Genomic DNA, 16,769 nt, shown 5'->3' on the forward strand with positions numbered 1-16,769 from the left:
AATATAAAAAGCTGGAATGAACCCTGGTTGTAAGCAGCTTTTACAACAATCATCTAGCCGCACGGATTGTCGGTTGAATTAATAGCTGCTCTATTCGTTCAACTTTTAGCGCTTTTTGTAAATGAGGAAAACAATCACTAATTTGGATTAGCGCTTCTTGCCGAAGTTCTCCGGCTAATTCTTTCCCTTGATCTTTCTTATCAAACACTTTGATGTCGCCTTTGCTATCAAAGCAAACTTGATAATTCTTATTTTCAAATCCCATCTTATTGACTGGTTGTAGAAGACCAAATTGCAATGACTCACCCTCATTAAGCCTTGTTCCTTGATTCAGTTTATATTTTGCTAGGATTTCTCTAATATCAACAGGGTTGTTTTTGCTTTCAGGATCAAGGTGTGACAATGTTTCATGAAGATGTTTTAAATGACCTTCAACCAATGTAAACAAGTCGCCGCGAGCCATTTCGTGAACAATGTGTTCAGCGGCTTGTTTCTTTTCGTGCTTGCTACGGATCTGTTGCCCACCATCAATATTCCTATCATTATATGCTTGTATAATAACCAGCTGATTGTTATTTAGTTGAGCTGAATAATTTCCAACGTTGAGTGTAGCCTCATCAGCACCTTCTGCTTGCGTATGAGATATTAATTTTTTAAGTAAATACTCGCAGGTATTGGTCATCATGGTGTATTTTATTTTAAACAATTGCCCCTGGATGTTTTGTGCTTCTCCTTTATTGTCTAATGTATTTGACAACAATCCCATGCTATTTTGGATTTTCTCTATTTCTTTTGTGAGGGCATCAAATTTTCCTTGGGACTCATTAACTGATGAACGTTTATTCACCCCCAGTGCGGAATAAACTTGGACAAGTGGACTTCCTCCCTTATTTGCAGCAGATTGTTGACCGACTTGATGGCTAATAGTATTTATTTTTGCAGAAAGCGAATGAAGATCTTCTTCTATAGATTGAGTCAGTTTAGCAATTTGAGCCATAAATACCTTGCTTGAGTGTGGCGAAGCATTCGCTATTTTTTTATTTAATTCCTCTAAATCTTCCATTCTTCTTTGAATACGCGAGGAAAGGGTCAGTATTTCTTGGTAGTCGTTAGCTTTTACAAATGAACTACAATTCTTTATCAATTCATTTAAGTTGGTTTTTTCAAGCTTAGGCATCGCTTGTTCAAGTTGTGCTTTTTGAGCTTTAATGGCTTCAAGTTGCAGATTTGCCCCATTGACTAAGCTGATTTTCTTATCATTAATCAGTTGTTGCAATGGTGAATTGTGTTGGTTTAAGCCAAGTACCTTCTGTGCATCTATTAACTTTGGATTGTTTAAAAAGGCATTTAGATTTTCGTGCATAGCGTTTAATTTATCATCGACTTTGTCTTCTTTATCTAGATGATCAAAAGGATGTTTTGTATCGATGAGATTTAGTTGTTGTATGGCAGAATCGACGATACTTTGAGCGGCAATTAAATCAGCTAGATACGACTTCCCTGCGAGATAAGCGTCATTTTTCTTATTAGCTAAAAGTACGTTTAGCTGTTTAGGATAACCCAATAACTGAAAGGCTGAGCGCGCTTCATCAGTTGTAGTAAGATTAAGAAGTTGCTGCTGATATTCCTTGATACATGATTCAATCTCTTGTTTGCTGTTTGCCTCTTTAAATGAGATCTCTGATTTCTCTATCTTTTCAATCAAATTACTAATGGTGTTATAAGCTTTCTCTATGTTCAGTACTTGATGATGGGCTTGTTCTCGAGCCATCTCAAACTTTACTGCCAAAGCTGAGTTGATACGGGATGATGCGCTATCATAATCTTTCCCTTCAAGGCGTGCTAATGCTTCAAGTAGTGAGCTATCTTGTGCCATAATGTTAAGCTGATTTACAAACTCATTGCTTTTCTCTTTGATTTCTTCAATCGACTGACATTGTCCAAAATCAACTGACATCTCATTTAGTAATGCCAGTTTATCTACAATCGTTTTAATCGCTTTATCGATTTCCGTGTCTTTACTTTGAGGGAGATTTTCATTAAACCAGTCCTTAAACTTACTCGGTTTTTCATCTTCAAGTGATAATCTAAACTGATTTAGGTTTGTTTGACTAAACTGCTCATCAAAGTATTTAATTGTAAAATGAAGAAGTGCTTTGCCAACCGAATCATTTACTTGACTAAGCTTGAAAATTTGTTCTAAGCAGACTCTAGGGTTTTCGGCATCAAAGTTTTCCATTAATTTTCCGATGGTTTCCTCAGATAAAATAAATGGTTTTTCTTTAATGAGCTTAGCCCCCTCGGTTGATAATTTACCTTCTAATAATAATGGAATTGCTTGAATTAGCCACTGCTCGGAGTCAATCGATTGAACTTGTTCGATAAATAAAGATTTTTCACGGACAAACAGTTCTCGTAATTCTTCAGAGAGTGTTATGGAGTCCGCCTTTCTATGTTTACTTAGAAACAGGTTTATCAGTTCCGCATTGACTGCCTCAATGGTATTATCCCCTAATTTCTCTGATAAATCGGCAAGAGTTTTGTTATAGACAAGGCCAAATAAATCTTTAAATTCAAACTGAACCGGTAATTTAGGTTCCGAATTCTCAACATATGCAGCAATTTCAGTTAGTAATTTGATATCCAATGGAGATTGAGTCATAGCTAGTTCAAGTAAACGTTTAATAAATGTTTCCTCTCCTAAAGGACTATTGGCCGCATAGTCAATAAAATTAGCAGCTTTCAGTTCGTTAAAAAGCGTTTTATCTTGGTTTTGAAGACAAATGTGTATTAGCTCATTAAGTTTGGGAGATATGAGCTTCTCAATTTCTTCTGAGTTTTTTGCTTGTAAAATATTTGAAATGAACTGTTCCCGTTTGTGTTTTGATAATGCCCCATATATGAGGGTAAGATGGGTATTAAAGCGACAAGCTTTTATAAGTTTTATTTTGTCTTCTCTGGTTGGCGAGCCCGATTCAATTAGGTTTTTAAGCATTTCTAACAGAGGAGGATTAGCTAAAGCCTCACCGATATAACTCATTTCCAAATTTAGATTTTTTATTAATTGCTCTGTTATGTGATCTTTGGGAAAATACCCAAACCGGGGCTTCCTGCTTTTTAACTCTTCAACGCTTAAATCTAAGACCTCCTCTTTGCTATTATCCCATGGATTGACCAGCACAAACTCATAACCTCCTGGCTTGCTAAGAGATTTTCGGATTTCCTTTAATCTCAGTGAATGTCTACCATGTATTTTTCCATGTTCATCAATCCTTCCATAACCCATTGAAACGTAGATGCTATTTTCTGGGTCGCTTTTTTGAAGAGCAATAATCTGTTCAACAGAATGAATGTCTATACCCTCTAAATCAAGCATTTTGCCAACACCAATGTTAGACGTATCTCCTGCAAAACGATTTGCTTTATCGTGGGCAACCAGTGTCTCTAAAATATTGCCTCCATCAACCCAGTTTCCTGAGAAATAATAAGGGGCAATATGTTCAAGAATTAAGACAGCAAACGAGTTGCTTTGAGCTCGTTTTAAATTTTGCTCGATTTCCTCTAGACGTTGATTGCTGAACATGAACACATCATATTCATGACCATCGGCATCGGTTTCAACTCTAAATTCAGTACCTTTTGATGCTAAGCGATTGATTCGAGATTGGTCAATGGTTTGGCTGTGTTTGTTTCGCTTTATCCGAACAGTAATCCCTTCTTCGGATTGAGTAAACATAGACTCAATTCTCTCTCTTCCTAATGGATTTGCATTATATAAACAATCCATCATTGCCAACAAATAACAATCTCCTGTTTGACCTTGTTTTATAAGAAGCTTTTCACCTTTCACAGGGAATAGTTGGCGAGGCATCATCGTGTTCCATAAAATCTATTTTGTTAAGTATAGCAAATCAATGTAGACTTTAAATGATGAATTAAAACAATAGGTTAGAAGTGATTGTTTGGGTGCGTTTTGTGAATTAAAATTTCGAAAGTTGAGGAGTTTAATATATCATTCAGTGTATCAAATGCCGTCTATGGGGTTGGCTGTTCATTGATTAAGCAGTCAAAAGCCTTTTGGTCAGCCCGCTCAAGATGAGAAAAGCAATTACTTAATGATTCGAGTGCCGACGCTCTTTCTTCTCCCACTAAGGGTTTATAGTCTGTCTTTGTACCTGATTGGTTTTTTTGATACACCATAATTTCACCATTTGCTTGAAACTCAATCAAAAAACCGGGGTTAACATGGCTTAAGGTTGCGAATGCAAGATTACCCGTATGATCAGAACGCCCAAACTCCCAATTGGTTTTGATGCTTTCATTAAATTGGTATCTCCCCATATTTTCTAATGTAGTAAGACTGCTCCACTGCTTACGGTCAGGGCCATTTCCATGGTTGAAAAGTTGGGCAAGACGTTGCTGGACGTGATAAAGATGAGCTTCTACTAATAGTGGATGCCTTTGATTACTAAGGTTGCTAAAGACATCCTTTATCACACTAGCACGCTTTTCGCTATCCTGAATAAGTTCCAGCTCGCCCTTACTGTTTTTCTTATTTTTATCAAAAATAAGAAGCTGCTCACCGTTATTAACTAAAATATAATCGGACGTTGCCAACGCCGGCCTATTAAAGCCTTTTGAGATACCTACTTCAACTTTTGGATCGGTCATTAAAACAGTCCAGCGTCCTTTTGGAAAATTGCACGTTTGTTGGATAATCATAGCTCTCAAAAGGATTCTATCGCTATGGCTCATGGCTTCATTCTTCCCTTTTTGTCGCATAAATGCATGCTTTGAAGCGGATACTGTCGTCGTGGATGACGTTTTTTGCGTGGGATCTGAGGGCGTGGTGGCTATAGCCCCGACAGCAGCTGCACTGTGATTACTAGGGGTTTGTGATGGTTTTTGCGTATTTTTTACTAAAAAAGGATTTGATAGGTCATCAAATATGCTTTCAAGCTTTTGCGCAACTTCTGCTTCTAAATGAGTTTTCGCCCTTTCGATTTCTTCGGCAGATGCTGTCGCAATAATGGCTCCTAATGTCACTTCATTGTTTATTAAACCCTGTGCTCTTTCTTTTATGCCTTTTGCTTGTTTATTAACTGAATACGGATTTGCCATGTTTTCGCTTGAGGGATTGTAATCCGTTATTTGACTCTTAAGGAAGTTATTAACTTCCTGCTCTGCTTCAACTATTTCTGTGCTGCTACTATCATTTTTGAGTTGGTGAATTTGCTGAATAGTGGCTTGATGCTTGGATTTAACTTCATCACAAAATGTGCCATATCTTTGCTGAAGTAACTGAGCTAACACTCTCCCTTTGTCTTCTTCCCAAAACCCTCCACCTATGAGCATCGATAACACTAAGGTTTCCATATTGCCAAAACGCGTCAATTGTTCGTAGGAGTCATGTTTTATTTGTTCACCGTTATTTCTATTAAGCCTAAAACTTGACGTCTCATCATCAGTTTTAATAGCTATAACCTCGGACTCAAATAATTGGACTATATCTTCTGGAAAATTTTGTCTGGCACTGTCTTGGAAAAACTTCAGTAGTTCAGGCGCTGTTTTATCACCTACATAGCGAACGGGCTTTTGATATTGTGTGCCATTTATACCATCAAAGGGTAAAAATGTGCTGGCCATACCTGAATTGATACCCGATGAGCAATAAAACGGATACCCCCCTATAACGACTATTTGCCGGTCTTTAAAAATAATATTAGATATTTTTTCTGATTGTGAGCCAGTAACGGTTGAGGGTGAGGCCGTAGATGAGTCTTTTTTCATTGGCTCTGAGGGCACGGGGGCTTTAGCAGCAGCAGATGAAACTTCCTGTAATAAAAGATCGACATTGACGTTTACAACTTGCGCCTCCCCTCGAGCAGCTTCATCTAAGTTAAGATTGACTCCTTGGGTCATTAAAAAATGGTTTATATCGGGGAGGTGTTCAACGATTTTTTCTTGCTCAATAGGTTGTATAATGATTTGTCGTGCTTCTTCTAATTCTGTTTTATACTGCTCTTTTATGTGTGCACAATAGTCTGGATATTTTTCCTCAATAAACGACTTTAACTCTTTCCCATGCTCTTGGTCCCAGAAACCACCACCGATATACATCGACAGAACCATCCCTTTGATATTTCCAAACCTAATTAATATCTCCTGGTCTATCTTAGGAAAAGCTGATTCTATTTCCTTGCCAAAGACCATATCTTTTCTCTTTTCCTGCATCTTAGCAGCAAGTTCAGGCGGAAAATTTTGATCGATATATTTCTTGCTTTGTGCTATGAGTGCCTTTGGCGAAAAAAAAGGAAAATCAATTGGCTTTATGAGTTTTAACGGACTGGCGCCATTAAAAGGAAATGGTGTTCCACCAGCGTGTGAATTTTGTCCTGTTGAAATATAGAATGGCCATTGATTAACAACAAATATTTTTCGCCCACCTTCATCAGTTACTAGAACTCTGTGTTCTTTAGGCATAATAAGGCACTCCTATCAACATGCCAATTTAATATATTTTAGCACATATCTTGTTTGGTCATGCCGCCACTGCACCTGTTCTCGCCATGTTAAATCCTTTTTCGAAGTTGGAAAAAAGTTCTATCACTTACAGAAATGAATTTAATTTAAGCTACAAAACGCTGTAAGGACTACTAAATCTCATTGAACCGATATACGCAATTGATAAATTGATATATTTTATTCTTCCACATGGTCGGACCACTAAGGGTGTGTATATCTCCATTGTTAGGCTAATTCTGCTTTCAGTGGCTGATCAACAGGCACCTCATCGTCGATGAGTTTTTTAATGAAAGGCACCAAAACAAATAAAACCAACCCAACCAGGACAGCGCCCCATCCAATGAGGCTAAACATATGATTATAAACTTGGATACCAGAAGATGCCACGGAGCTAGCCTGTGGAATCACCATCATTTGCGATAACGACTTGGATATTATCGAAGCAACGCCCGATACCATAGCCCATAAGCCTAATAATAATCCTTGCTTTCCTTTGGGGGCTAATTTTCCAATCATCGCCACACCAACTGGGGAAAGGAATAATTCGCCAGTGGTTTCTAGAAGATAGCTGATGACGACCCAAATCATGGCGACCTGATTGGCATGACCCGAAAGAAAGATTCCGAGTGATAATATGAGATAAGCCCCGCCAATATTTAAAAGCGCGATTGCAAACAGGAGCGGAAAACTTAAGTCAACACCTTGCTCGCGCTTTTGTTTAAACCAATTAGCAAGCAAAGGCCCACCCACCACGATAAGGCCGGTGTTGATATTATTATACCATTGAGGCGGGATGGTGATGCCCATGACTTCATTATTGACATAATGCTTGATAAATAGTGTTAATCCCATCGGGCCGACAAAAAATAGCGACCAAAATGCTAAAGCGGCGATGACCAGAATCAAAAACGCTAAGACTTTGTTTTTATCCGCTTGGTTGGGTTGTTTGATTGCAAATAAAAAGGTAGAGCAAAATATTGCACCTCCCAAAAGCATAATCAGCTTACTGGTTTCTGAGTGATAGATGAGCGAGTAGCAGACTAAGTAAATAATGAGTGGAATAAAGCTCATTGTTGAAAGCAAACGTCTTCGATGTGCGTAAGCAGGGATGCGCGACAACTCCGTGGTTTTATCCAAAAATTTATCCCAATTGAGACCAATGAGTATCAGCGAGGAAAATGTGGCTGCTATAGCGCTAAAAAAGAGCAATTGGTAATTACTTTGAATATGAAAATAGCCACTTACTGTATGGCCGATAAAAAATCCCAAGTTCATACCCGAATAAATCCAAAAAGAGGCAAGTTCTCTTCGGCTATCATTTGGCTCATACTTCTGAATCATAATGGCATTGATGCTGGTGACATAAAGTCCTGATCCGGTTAAAAAGATCCCCAATCCAAGGAAAAGATTGATACTGATAATCGAAACACCTAAAAACTCCATTATCATGCCAATTAAAAGCAACATTCTATTGCTTATCAATTTCCCACCGGCGAAGCCGCCGAAAAAATGTAATATAAAATTTAAGGATATGAAAACTCCCACAACACCGGTTGCATATTGATTCGATAACCCGACATTGTCGGTCATATATAAGACTAAAGACGCATAAAAAATAGCATAACTATACGTGGAAAATATTTTCAAAAAAAACAACTCGCGGACTTCTTCGGGGACAAATTTAAAAAGCGAAATCAATTTCATAAGACATCCTATTATGGCTCGTTAAGAGAATTTTCGAGGCTATTGTATAACCTTTAACAACTAAAATGTACCATTTTTGAAAACAGTTAAAATAATTTGTTGTGTCTGGGCGTTTTATTGATGGTTATGATCAGCCAAAGACAAACTGCCCGAAAAATCATGCAACACCCCCTCTTTTGTTAGAACGGCCTTAAAAAGATTGAGCGAATGAATCTCTTTGGTTTTGCCAATTTTTCTTATTGAACAAAAATATATCAGGATTCCTCAGCGCTTCGCTAATGTGGGCTAAATTATTTATTCAGCTCATCGGTCTTGCTTTATGTCCGATGCCATGTATATACAACGCTAAGACAAGGTTTTTGAACTTTCTGAATGCCTTGGGTATGGCGTTTTCAAACCTTGGGCTTTTGGGATATACAATCTGTATTATACTGTTTATAAAATTAATCACTGGATATGGGCTACCAAAATGAGTATTCAAGAGAAACATAGTTCAAAAGTATGCCTTTTAAATATCATTGCATTCATCACAGCATATTATATTTCTGTTTTGTGTCACGAATGGGGTCATGGACTGGTTGCGTGGCTTTATGGTCTAAAGTCTAGTCCTTTTTCAGTTCACTATGGTGGCTGGTTTTTATTAAATGTCGATGAGAATGTGGACTATAATTTACTGTTCCAACAAGACAGTGGCACGGCAGCAGCTCTGATAGGCATTGCTGGTCCCTTTGTTAGCCTTGTCATTCTTCTTATTAGCCTATGGACTATTAATCGTAAAAACATAAGCCAACAAAGAAATCTTTTTATTTTTGCATACTGGTTTTTAGTTTTTAACATGCTTCCTCTTATCCAGTACTTAACCGTTTCCTTATTTGCCATTCAGGGAGATACCAATAGGTTTGTAGAAGGGCTATCAATCTCCCGTTGGTGGGTTTTTATTCCGGGCACTATCTTTAATATCTATATGATACAAAGGATTATGAGAATTGAAATTATAAAAGCTTATTTGATCATGCCTATTAAAGAGCGTATGTATAGAAATATTATGTTATTTTTTACCCTCTTTGTCATGTTTTGGTTTATCTATGCAGGTGGATTCAACCCTTTAAGCGCGGAAGGTTTGATGCCCTTGAGCAGATATTTAGCGATCTTTTCAATTGCTTTAGTACCTATATTGTTTATTGTATGCAATCCCATGCGGGACTGGGTTAAAAAGAGAATGGTAAAAAACTTAACATGAAGTCCTTTGAGCAATATCAACTTGAAACACTGTTAATAGTACTGCTTGGAAAATACAACTCGCCCTAAAGATAACTTGGGGTTTTGGGACAATCTCCTTCCCAAGTAGTATTAAATTCAAGCGCCCGTCCTTTTTTGATAATATAACCCATGTTGTATATATTCTAGCCTCAATTAACTTGATGAGTCACCTAGAGTGAACTCGTGCTGCTGACACCATTGCTTGATGGTATCAAGTAATTTTCTGGATATCGGCTTTGTAACTGACTCGCGGTATTCTTTCAATAGACTTAACAAATGATGATGTGAATCAACATCACGCAATAGATGATTCATCCTTTCCAGCACCACGCCATCTGCTTCATTTACAAGCTCACAAACTTTAGCGACTTCCTTAGCATTAACCTGAATGTCTCTAGAACCACCTACTACCAACGTGGGCATAGCAACTTGCTTTAACACTTCGGGGGTATTGAACTGATGAAACTCCCTCAGCCATTTGGCATTAAATGGCACAAAGCCTAACAATTTGATGACTGATTTGTTTGTTCTAATTGATTTATTAACCACATGGTTAAACTGCCAGTTAATGAGCCGATGAATTTGTAATATTTTCAGCAACCGAGCCTTAAAGCCTTTACCCTCTTTGATTTCATTAATCAACTGAGCGGGCTGTTCGGGCAATAACTCGCGACCAGGCCTTGCTCCGCCACACAACAAAATAAGACCATTACAAGCGTCGGCTAAAGTCGGTGCAATAAAAGCGCCTTCACTGTGCCCCAGCACTAGCACTCTGCTTAGATCAACTTCAGGAACGGCCCTTAATGTCTTCAGTGCACACTTCGCATCATTAATAAAATCATTTAAACCAGCTTCAAGGTAATTGCCACCACTTTTTCCGCAGCCTCTTTTATCAAATCGCAGTGTGATAAAACCAAGTTCGCTAAAAAAATCTGCCAATAACTTAAAAATATTGGTCTGTAACTGGGGTATATTCACATCCCGATCAACTTTGCCGGAGCCAGGAATAAATAATACTGCCGGAAATGGTTTTTTGCTTGATGTTCCCGGCAATGTGAGCGTGCCAGAAAGTTTGAAATCGCTTTCGATAATTATCTCTTGTGTTTTCATTGAAGTATTATTGAACATCATTATCTCGCTTATACTGCTGCCATTTGGCAATTAACTGTGGCCACTCTTGTTCCATGAAAGCGACATATTGTTGCAACTCTTTAAGGGAGTCAGGTACTGACCTAAATTCTTTCTCAGCGCTGTGTAAAATTGATTGAAGCGCGGATAATTCAGCTTGCTTTTTAGCAAGTGCGCTACTCCAAAGGTTAGGTTTTAGACGATAATAATGGCCGCGCTGATTAGGGTTAATTGTTTTTTCAATCAATCGCATTTGTTCCAATCGCGCCACTTCGACACTAGCCGTGCTTTTGGCAATTCCGAGTTGCTCGACTACCTCCTTCATTGCAATCACTTTCTCTTCCGATACCAAGAAAAGCGCAAGAATTTTACTTAAGCTCATTGAAAGCCCACTGTGATTAAATTGCTGGGCAAGCGCTTCAAAAGTTTTCGAGGAATAAATGCTCATTGCAGTCTCTTTTACAAATAGATGTTCGCAAAATTGTGAACATACCGAATTATATTAACCATCTGCTTAATTGTCAACAGAGGTAATCTCTTATCATCAAAATAAAATGTTATGGGTTTGTGCGTTCTAAATTATTAATTCAAGTAAAGTGCTAACAGATAAGAATTACTATTAATCATGGGTAGAAACACGTTTGAAACAGTGATTGGCTTTGACTGTGAGTGGCCATATAGTAAACCGGTTTATGTTCTTAGTAACACATTAAAGACTCTTCCAGAACAAGTTGCCGGAAAAGTAGAGTTAATGCAGGGTTCACCCCATGACGTAGTGAAAGAGCTTAATCAGAAAGGCTACACGGATATCTACGTCGATGGCGGAAAAACGGTACAAAAATTCCTTCAAGAAGGCTTGATTGATGAAATGGTGATAACAACTATTCCCATTTTACTCGGTGGAGGTGTTTCTTTATTTAGTTATTTAGGCAACCCAATCAAATTTAGCTTATTAAAAAACAATGTTTATTTAGACTCATTAGTGCAGTCCCACTATGAAAAGTTAGCGGCCAACCTGGGTTAGGTGTAACGCTGAGTAATCCTGATATTTCTTTGAATCGCTAATTTTTTTCTTGAACAAACTATATAAAGGCTCTTCTGGCGGATCCGAAATACTAAGGCATTGATTCCCAATACACTTCGCTAATATGGGCAACCTTGCGTTAAATCCAGGGTTGTTCATCGACAAGCAGGTTGCTTTCAATGCCGCCCGTTTGTTCAGTTGATTTGGGTTCCAGCAATAAGACGTGGGCTTCTTCATCTAGCGTTACTTTTGTCATGACGCGCCTCCTATTTACTTGATTAAGCCATGACTCTTACATTGTCCCACCAGCCACCGAAGACCATCGGTTAATTTAGATGATGATAGAATGTCTGCCTCATTGTTAAAGTATCTTGGCTCACGCTCGTAGCACCCGGTGATACTGCCCAGCTTATCATGCCAAAAAAATGTATGAATAAGTTCGCTATGCTTTGACAATAACTCAGTAATTGCAACAAAGCGGGTTACGTCTTTCAAATTAACATGGGCGCCCAGTTCTTCTTTTGGCCATCAACCAGAGGTGGACCCATTGATGTTCATTGACATTGATATCGTCAGAGTGTTTCCATGTAGACCATGATGTGCTATCATAGGTCTTTTTTTTGGGGTTTCAGCCTATTATGATTGATGACAATTCAACGAAAGAAGAAATATTTATTGGTGCTACTAAAAACATAGGTTTGCTAAACACCTTATCTGAGCCAATCAAAGAGCAAATGCATGATGTTGTTATTGCTTACTTAGTGCTTAGCGCGAAGATAGAATCGCTGGATGGAAAGGTCAAAGAAAAAGCGAATGCCATTATTAATCATACCAGAAGTTTATTTTTGGCTGACCAGATTGATGCTCATAACGCATTTAAGGTTCTGTCATTAACCAATTCCGTTCTTAATCAAAAAATGTCAATCGCCAAGTATCAAGTAGAGGCCGGTCGGTTTAACTTAGCGCCAACGCCAGCAATGAAATTTATTGGTGGTTTAATGATGTCATTGAGCACTATCCTGTTTTTGTGCGTCTTAGTGCTAGTGCCAGCCGCTAATCTACCAGTCTCTTCAATGGCATTAATGGTTGGATGCAACTTTCTTTGTTCATTATTTATATGTGCTACTGGACACGGTCTATACAATAAAGGCCTTCCATTGGGAAGAGAGCATAATCAATTGACTGAGGATATCGATAATCTAGCCGATGCAATGTTTGAATCAACTCATGCTACCCCCTGAATTTTAACTCTTCTAAGAACTCAAGTATCCCTAGTGTAAGCATGGTGAATAGAATTTATCATTATTAATAAAACCCAAGAATCAATCGAGTCTGCCCCCATTGATGGCAACCTTGCGTTAAATCCAGGGTTTTAAATCCAGGGTTGTTCATCGACAAGCAGGTTGCTTTCAATGCCGCCCGTTTGTTCAGTTGATTTGGGTTCCAGCAATAAGACGTGGGCTTCTTCATCTGCGATGGGCTTATGCTCAACCCCTTTAGGAACGATATAAAACTCACCTTCGTTTAACGTCACTAAACCGTCTCTAAGCTCAATTTTTAGTGTGCCTTTTATCACTAAAAATAACTCATCTTCTGTTGCATGGCTATGCCAAACAAACTCCCCTTTAAATTTGGCCAGTTTAACATATTGCCCATTGAGCTCGCCGACGATGCGAGGAGACCAGTAATCATTAAAAAGATTAAATTTTTCATCTAGCGTTACTTTTGTCATGATGCGCCTCCTATTTATTTACTTGATTAAGCCTTGGCTCTTACATTGTCCCACCAGCCACCGAAGACCATCGGTTAATTTAGGTGATGCCAGAATATCTGCCGCATTGTTAAAGTATCTTGGCTCGCCCTCATAGCACCCGGTGATACTACCCAGCTTATCATGCCAAAAAAATGTATGAATAAGTTCGCTATGCTTTGACATTAGCTCAGTAATCGCACCAAAACGGGTTACGTCTTTCAAATCAACATGGGCGCCCAGTTCTTCCGTCATTTCTCTAACAAGCGCATCCTCCGCTTCTTCACCTTGTTCAATTTTGCCACCAAACTCACATAAATACCCGGGGTAGGACGAAAAATAATCGGGTCTTTGTTGAAGTAAAATTTGATTATCTTGGGTTAAAACCACACAGCCAATATAGTGGGATTGAAAGTGCTTATGTGGTTTGGCAAGATCCACTTTGATGACATTTTCTTTCACAAAAAGCTCCATTTAAACAATTAACATGGATTTTAGGGACAGTAATATTAATCTAACGCTCTTCCATTAATCTTAACCATGGAGACTGTAATCTACATGAAAAATCAATTTGCCACCACAGTCAAGTAACAACCCTTTCGGTTTAAATTGAACTACCTATTGATTGTGCATATCTTGGATAGGGGGTTTTCAAACCTTGGGGTTTTGAGACAGGTTGGATAGCAGGCTCTATAATTTAATAAACTATCGTTCTTAAATGGCACGCCAATTCGTCAAGGAATAACAACATGAAAACCAGGACTCTCATTGACAATATAAAATTTGCCGAAGGTTTGAGATGGCACAATAATGAGTTATGGTTTTGCGACTTATGGTCGAATAAAATATACAAAATTGATCAAAACAATAAATTATCTTGTCAAATTGAGTTAGACGATCAGCCGGTTGCTTTGGGATGGTTATCGGATGATAGTATGTTAGTCGCCTCATTATATGAACGAAAATTATTACAGTTAAAAGATGGCGTTTTTTCTTGTTATGCTGATTTATCGAATACTCAACCAGGTTATGCCCATGATTTTGTAATATCATCACAGGACTACGTCTATATTAGCACCTCAGGATTTTACCCATCTTATAAAGCCAAGCCAGTAACCTCCAATATACTTCTGATAACCCCTGAAAAAGAGATTAGAACAGCAGCATCAAATATCAGATACCCTAATGGTATAAAGCTAATCGACTCTGAAAAAAGGCTTCTTGTTTCAGAAACTTTTGCAGCATCAGTCAGTGAGTTTCAAGTCAGTAAAGACCATTCACTCATTCATCAAAGGAATTATTACTCGTTTGATAACAAAGGGTTTGACGTTGAGTTTGATAAGAATGGAGTGCCCTTTGACCTAAACAGATATTATCCTGATGGTATCTGCTTTGATGAGAAGCGTGAAATCTTGTGGGTAGCTTCACCCGGCAGGAATGAAGTGGTTGCAATTAACAAAAAAGGAATTCAAGAAGTGATAAAAATAAGACTGATACCATTTGATTGCTCTCTTAGCGGTGTAAGTAATAACAGGCTCTATATAGGTTCTTCTAACGGCGATAAAGTCAATGCTAAAGGTATGATTGAATATGTTGATCTTTAATTAAATTAACCCTTAATTTAGGTCTTGGCAACAGCGATAAGCGGCAACACATTCTTCCGTTTTAAATAACAAGGCCTCAAATCGTCTTGCAGTGCACTGCACAGATCAATTGATCTTCTATGCTTAGATTTTTACTTTATGGTCGGACCAAATGGCCATCAACCTAGCAAGCTCGTTCAAACATAATAGTTCATTAATTATACACTATTAAAGCTGTTCGAAAGGCGCATTGTTTCATTTCATTCCGATGGCTTATAAGGGTAGTGCTTAAAAGCCATTTTTGTACCTAACACAAATATGCAAGCAGCAACAAATTCATAATTAAAACTACACAAAATAGGCATTTGAACTTGATTCAGCATCAGGAGAATGCATTTCACTTTTTAAATTTCCATCTTTGTTTGAAGCTAAAGGTGTACTATAACCATTTGGTGATATTTCGGTTAGCTCGGCAAAGTAACAAATTAAATGCACAATATCTGTAGGAAGAATGCTCGTATCTTTCACTTGCTTTCCTGTGTTACTTTCTCGTTCATAAAATTTGGCCAAAAATGTCATGAGGCGTAAATTTCTCTCATTTTTCTCAACTACTTTTGTTTTTAAAGAATTTAGTTCCGATATTACCTCATTTGCCGTGCTCTTCTTTAAATTAGTTTCAAATTCAATAAGATGACTATCTTTTTGTATCTCTTCCAATAAATCTTTTGTGTCAGGAGCAAGGTCATCAATTGGGTCTTTTCTTGAGTAAAGAGGCCAAGTTGAAAATGCACCTACACAACATCCAAACGCTAAAAGAAGCAAGATGAGAAATGCCGCAAAGGAGCCTCCAATAACTGCCCCAGAAGGGCGGTGGCAATCTATTTGAAACACGTCATTGAAGGGTCCTGAAAATTCCCTATCAAATGTCGTTGCACAAGATTCAAAGGTTGTTAACGAGCCAAATGTTTGGTTACAACTGCTCTCTAGAATATGAGATGCGTTACTAGAGAAACAGTTGCCATAATAAGTTTGATTATTTTCAGGAATCGATGTTTGGCAATAAACATCATTAATTTGCAACAAAAGTGGCGCTAACTCTTGGCAGGTTTTATTCAGCTCCTCTAAAACATCGGAGTAATAGAATGATGTTTTCCATTGGTTTTCCACATCTTGACGATATCGCCTCTGCTGTTCTTTGCGTGCGCGTGATTCATACTTTTTAAAATTAGCGAAAATATGAGCGCCACCATAAAAACCTACGGCACCCAATCCAACTAGAGTGCAGGCACTTAAGCGAAATTTCACTTTCTTTTGCCATTTAATTTTATTAATGTTTATTTTGGCTTTGTCAATTTTGTTTATCAAAGAAGATAAGCTGATAGGCTTATTATCACTCCTCGCTTCTTCCATAGGTATCGAGATTTCATTGTTTTCATCATGTTGCATAGACCTACCGCTTAAAATCGATCAAAGGATGCGCATCCTACATTGATGATCATATAATGTCAATATTGACCAGAAGAAGCTCATTTCGTTGCTATCTATCGGCTTTCCGCAATCAAAATCCACGGCGGAACGAGTGGGATAGTTGTTAGGATCGCTGGTTAACTGGGTATTTTCCCGTAATCCGCTTTGCTCTGAGTGATCCTGATATATTTTTGTTCAATAAGAAAATTTGGCAAAACCAAAGAGAACCCCCTCGCCCCTGAGGTATCCCCACATAATTATAGAAAGATTGGACGTGCATAAACATTTATGATCAAATTTATTTTGCCGATAATTTTGAAGAGAGATG

At 38.1% G+C, this 16,769-nt stretch carries 12 protein-coding genes; 4 read left to right on the forward strand and 8 right to left on the reverse strand.

Features of this window, described 5'->3' with window-relative positions:
- Positions 1–49: 49 nt before the first annotated feature.
- From AB3348_RS14390 to AB3348_RS14400, 3 genes are all read right to left on the reverse strand, one after another.
- Positions 50–3,376: a hypothetical protein gene (locus AB3348_RS14390; RefSeq protein ID WP_367608319.1), complete on the reverse strand. Its 3,327-nt coding sequence runs from the start codon at positions 3,374–3,376 to the stop codon at positions 50–52.
- Between the two features lie 659 nt (positions 3,377–4,035).
- Positions 4,036–6,483: a hypothetical protein gene (locus AB3348_RS14395; RefSeq protein ID WP_367608320.1), complete on the reverse strand. Its 2,448-nt coding sequence runs from the start codon at positions 6,481–6,483 to the stop codon at positions 4,036–4,038.
- Between the two features lie 267 nt (positions 6,484–6,750).
- Positions 6,751–8,229 carry a peptide MFS transporter gene (locus AB3348_RS14400; RefSeq protein WP_367608321.1) on the reverse strand — a complete coding sequence of 493 codons (1,479 nt, stop codon included), beginning with the start codon at positions 8,227–8,229 and terminating at the stop codon, positions 6,751–6,753.
- Between the two features lie 469 nt (positions 8,230–8,698).
- Between AB3348_RS14400 and AB3348_RS14405 the strand changes: the two genes are divergently transcribed.
- Entirely contained in the window at positions 8,699–9,469 is a 771-nt protein-coding gene (locus AB3348_RS14405; RefSeq protein WP_367608322.1) for a hypothetical protein, read from the forward strand.
- Between the two features lie 173 nt (positions 9,470–9,642).
- Here AB3348_RS14405 and AB3348_RS14410 read toward each other — a convergent pair whose 3' ends face one another.
- Complete coding sequence (locus tag AB3348_RS14410; RefSeq protein ID WP_367608324.1) at positions 9,643–10,599, reverse strand: alpha/beta hydrolase; 957 nt, start codon at positions 10,597–10,599, stop codon at positions 9,643–9,645.
- Positions 10,600–10,606: 7 nt separating this feature from the next.
- Positions 10,607–11,065, reverse strand: coding sequence for a GbsR/MarR family transcriptional regulator (locus tag AB3348_RS14415; protein ID WP_367608325.1), 459 nt, complete (start codon positions 11,063–11,065; stop codon positions 10,607–10,609).
- A gap of 177 nt (positions 11,066–11,242) precedes the next feature.
- Here AB3348_RS14415 and AB3348_RS14420 point away from each other — a divergent pair, with 177 nt between their 5' ends.
- Both AB3348_RS14420 and AB3348_RS14425 read left to right on the forward strand, forming a co-directional pair.
- Positions 11,243–11,641: a dihydrofolate reductase family protein gene (locus AB3348_RS14420; protein ID WP_367608326.1), complete on the forward strand. Its 399-nt coding sequence runs from the start codon at positions 11,243–11,245 to the stop codon at positions 11,639–11,641.
- A 638-nt stretch (positions 11,642–12,279) separates the two neighbouring features.
- Positions 12,280–12,882 carry a hypothetical protein gene (locus tag AB3348_RS14425; RefSeq protein ID WP_367608328.1) on the forward strand — a complete coding sequence of 201 codons (603 nt, stop codon included), beginning with the start codon at positions 12,280–12,282 and terminating at the stop codon, positions 12,880–12,882.
- A gap of 131 nt (positions 12,883–13,013) precedes the next feature.
- Here the strand turns inward: AB3348_RS14425 and AB3348_RS14430 are convergent, their stop codons facing one another.
- The gene (locus AB3348_RS14430) at positions 13,014–13,373 is read right to left on the reverse strand and encodes a cupin domain-containing protein (protein WP_367608330.1); all 360 of its coding nucleotides are present in this window, start codon (positions 13,371–13,373) and stop codon (positions 13,014–13,016) included.
- Between the two features lie 18 nt (positions 13,374–13,391).
- Positions 13,392–13,853 (reverse strand): NUDIX domain-containing protein, encoded by a 462-nt coding sequence (locus AB3348_RS14435; RefSeq protein ID WP_367608331.1) that lies wholly within the window; start codon positions 13,851–13,853, stop codon positions 13,392–13,394.
- 287 nt (positions 13,854–14,140) lie between these two features.
- On the opposite strand from AB3348_RS14435, the gene AB3348_RS14440 reads away from it, so the two are divergent.
- Positions 14,141–14,995 (forward strand): SMP-30/gluconolactonase/LRE family protein, encoded by an 855-nt coding sequence (locus AB3348_RS14440; protein ID WP_367608332.1) that lies wholly within the window; start codon positions 14,141–14,143, stop codon positions 14,993–14,995.
- 327 nt (positions 14,996–15,322) lie between these two features.
- On the opposite strand, the gene AB3348_RS14445 is transcribed toward AB3348_RS14440, so the two are convergent.
- Positions 15,323–16,420: a hypothetical protein gene (locus tag AB3348_RS14445; RefSeq protein ID WP_367608334.1), complete on the reverse strand. Its 1,098-nt coding sequence runs from the start codon at positions 16,418–16,420 to the stop codon at positions 15,323–15,325.
- Positions 16,421–16,769 lie beyond the last annotated feature (349 nt).

This window comes from Legionella sp. W05-934-2 (assembly GCF_964199965.1).
Classification (GTDB): domain Bacteria; phylum Pseudomonadota; class Gammaproteobacteria; order Legionellales; family Legionellaceae; genus JAFIFT01.

Coding starts and splice junctions, on each gene's coding strand:
- AB3348_RS14390 (WP_367608319.1), bottom strand. CDS start 3,376: ATGCTTGATTTAGAGGGTATAGACATTCATTCTGTTGAACAGATTATT.
- AB3348_RS14395 (WP_367608320.1), bottom strand. CDS start 6,483: ATGCCTAAAGAACACAGAGTTCTAGTAACTGATGAAGGTGGGCGAAAA.
- AB3348_RS14400 (WP_367608321.1), bottom strand. CDS start 8,229: ATGAAATTGATTTCGCTTTTTAAATTTGTCCCCGAAGAAGTCCGCGAG.
- AB3348_RS14405 (WP_367608322.1), top strand. CDS start 8,699: ATGAGTATTCAAGAGAAACATAGTTCAAAAGTATGCCTTTTAAATATC.
- AB3348_RS14410 (WP_367608324.1), bottom strand. CDS start 10,599: ATGAAAACACAAGAGATAATTATCGAAAGCGATTTCAAACTTTCTGGC.
- AB3348_RS14415 (WP_367608325.1), bottom strand. CDS start 11,065: ATGAGCATTTATTCCTCGAAAACTTTTGAAGCGCTTGCCCAGCAATTT.
- AB3348_RS14420 (WP_367608326.1), top strand. CDS start 11,243: ATGGGTAGAAACACGTTTGAAACAGTGATTGGCTTTGACTGTGAGTGG.
- AB3348_RS14425 (WP_367608328.1), top strand. CDS start 12,280: ATGATTGATGACAATTCAACGAAAGAAGAAATATTTATTGGTGCTACT.
- AB3348_RS14430 (WP_367608330.1), bottom strand. CDS start 13,373: ATGACAAAAGTAACGCTAGATGAAAAATTTAATCTTTTTAATGATTAC.
- AB3348_RS14440 (WP_367608332.1), top strand. CDS start 14,141: ATGAAAACCAGGACTCTCATTGACAATATAAAATTTGCCGAAGGTTTG.
- AB3348_RS14445 (WP_367608334.1), bottom strand. CDS start 16,420: ATGCAACATGATGAAAACAATGAAATCTCGATACCTATGGAAGAAGCG.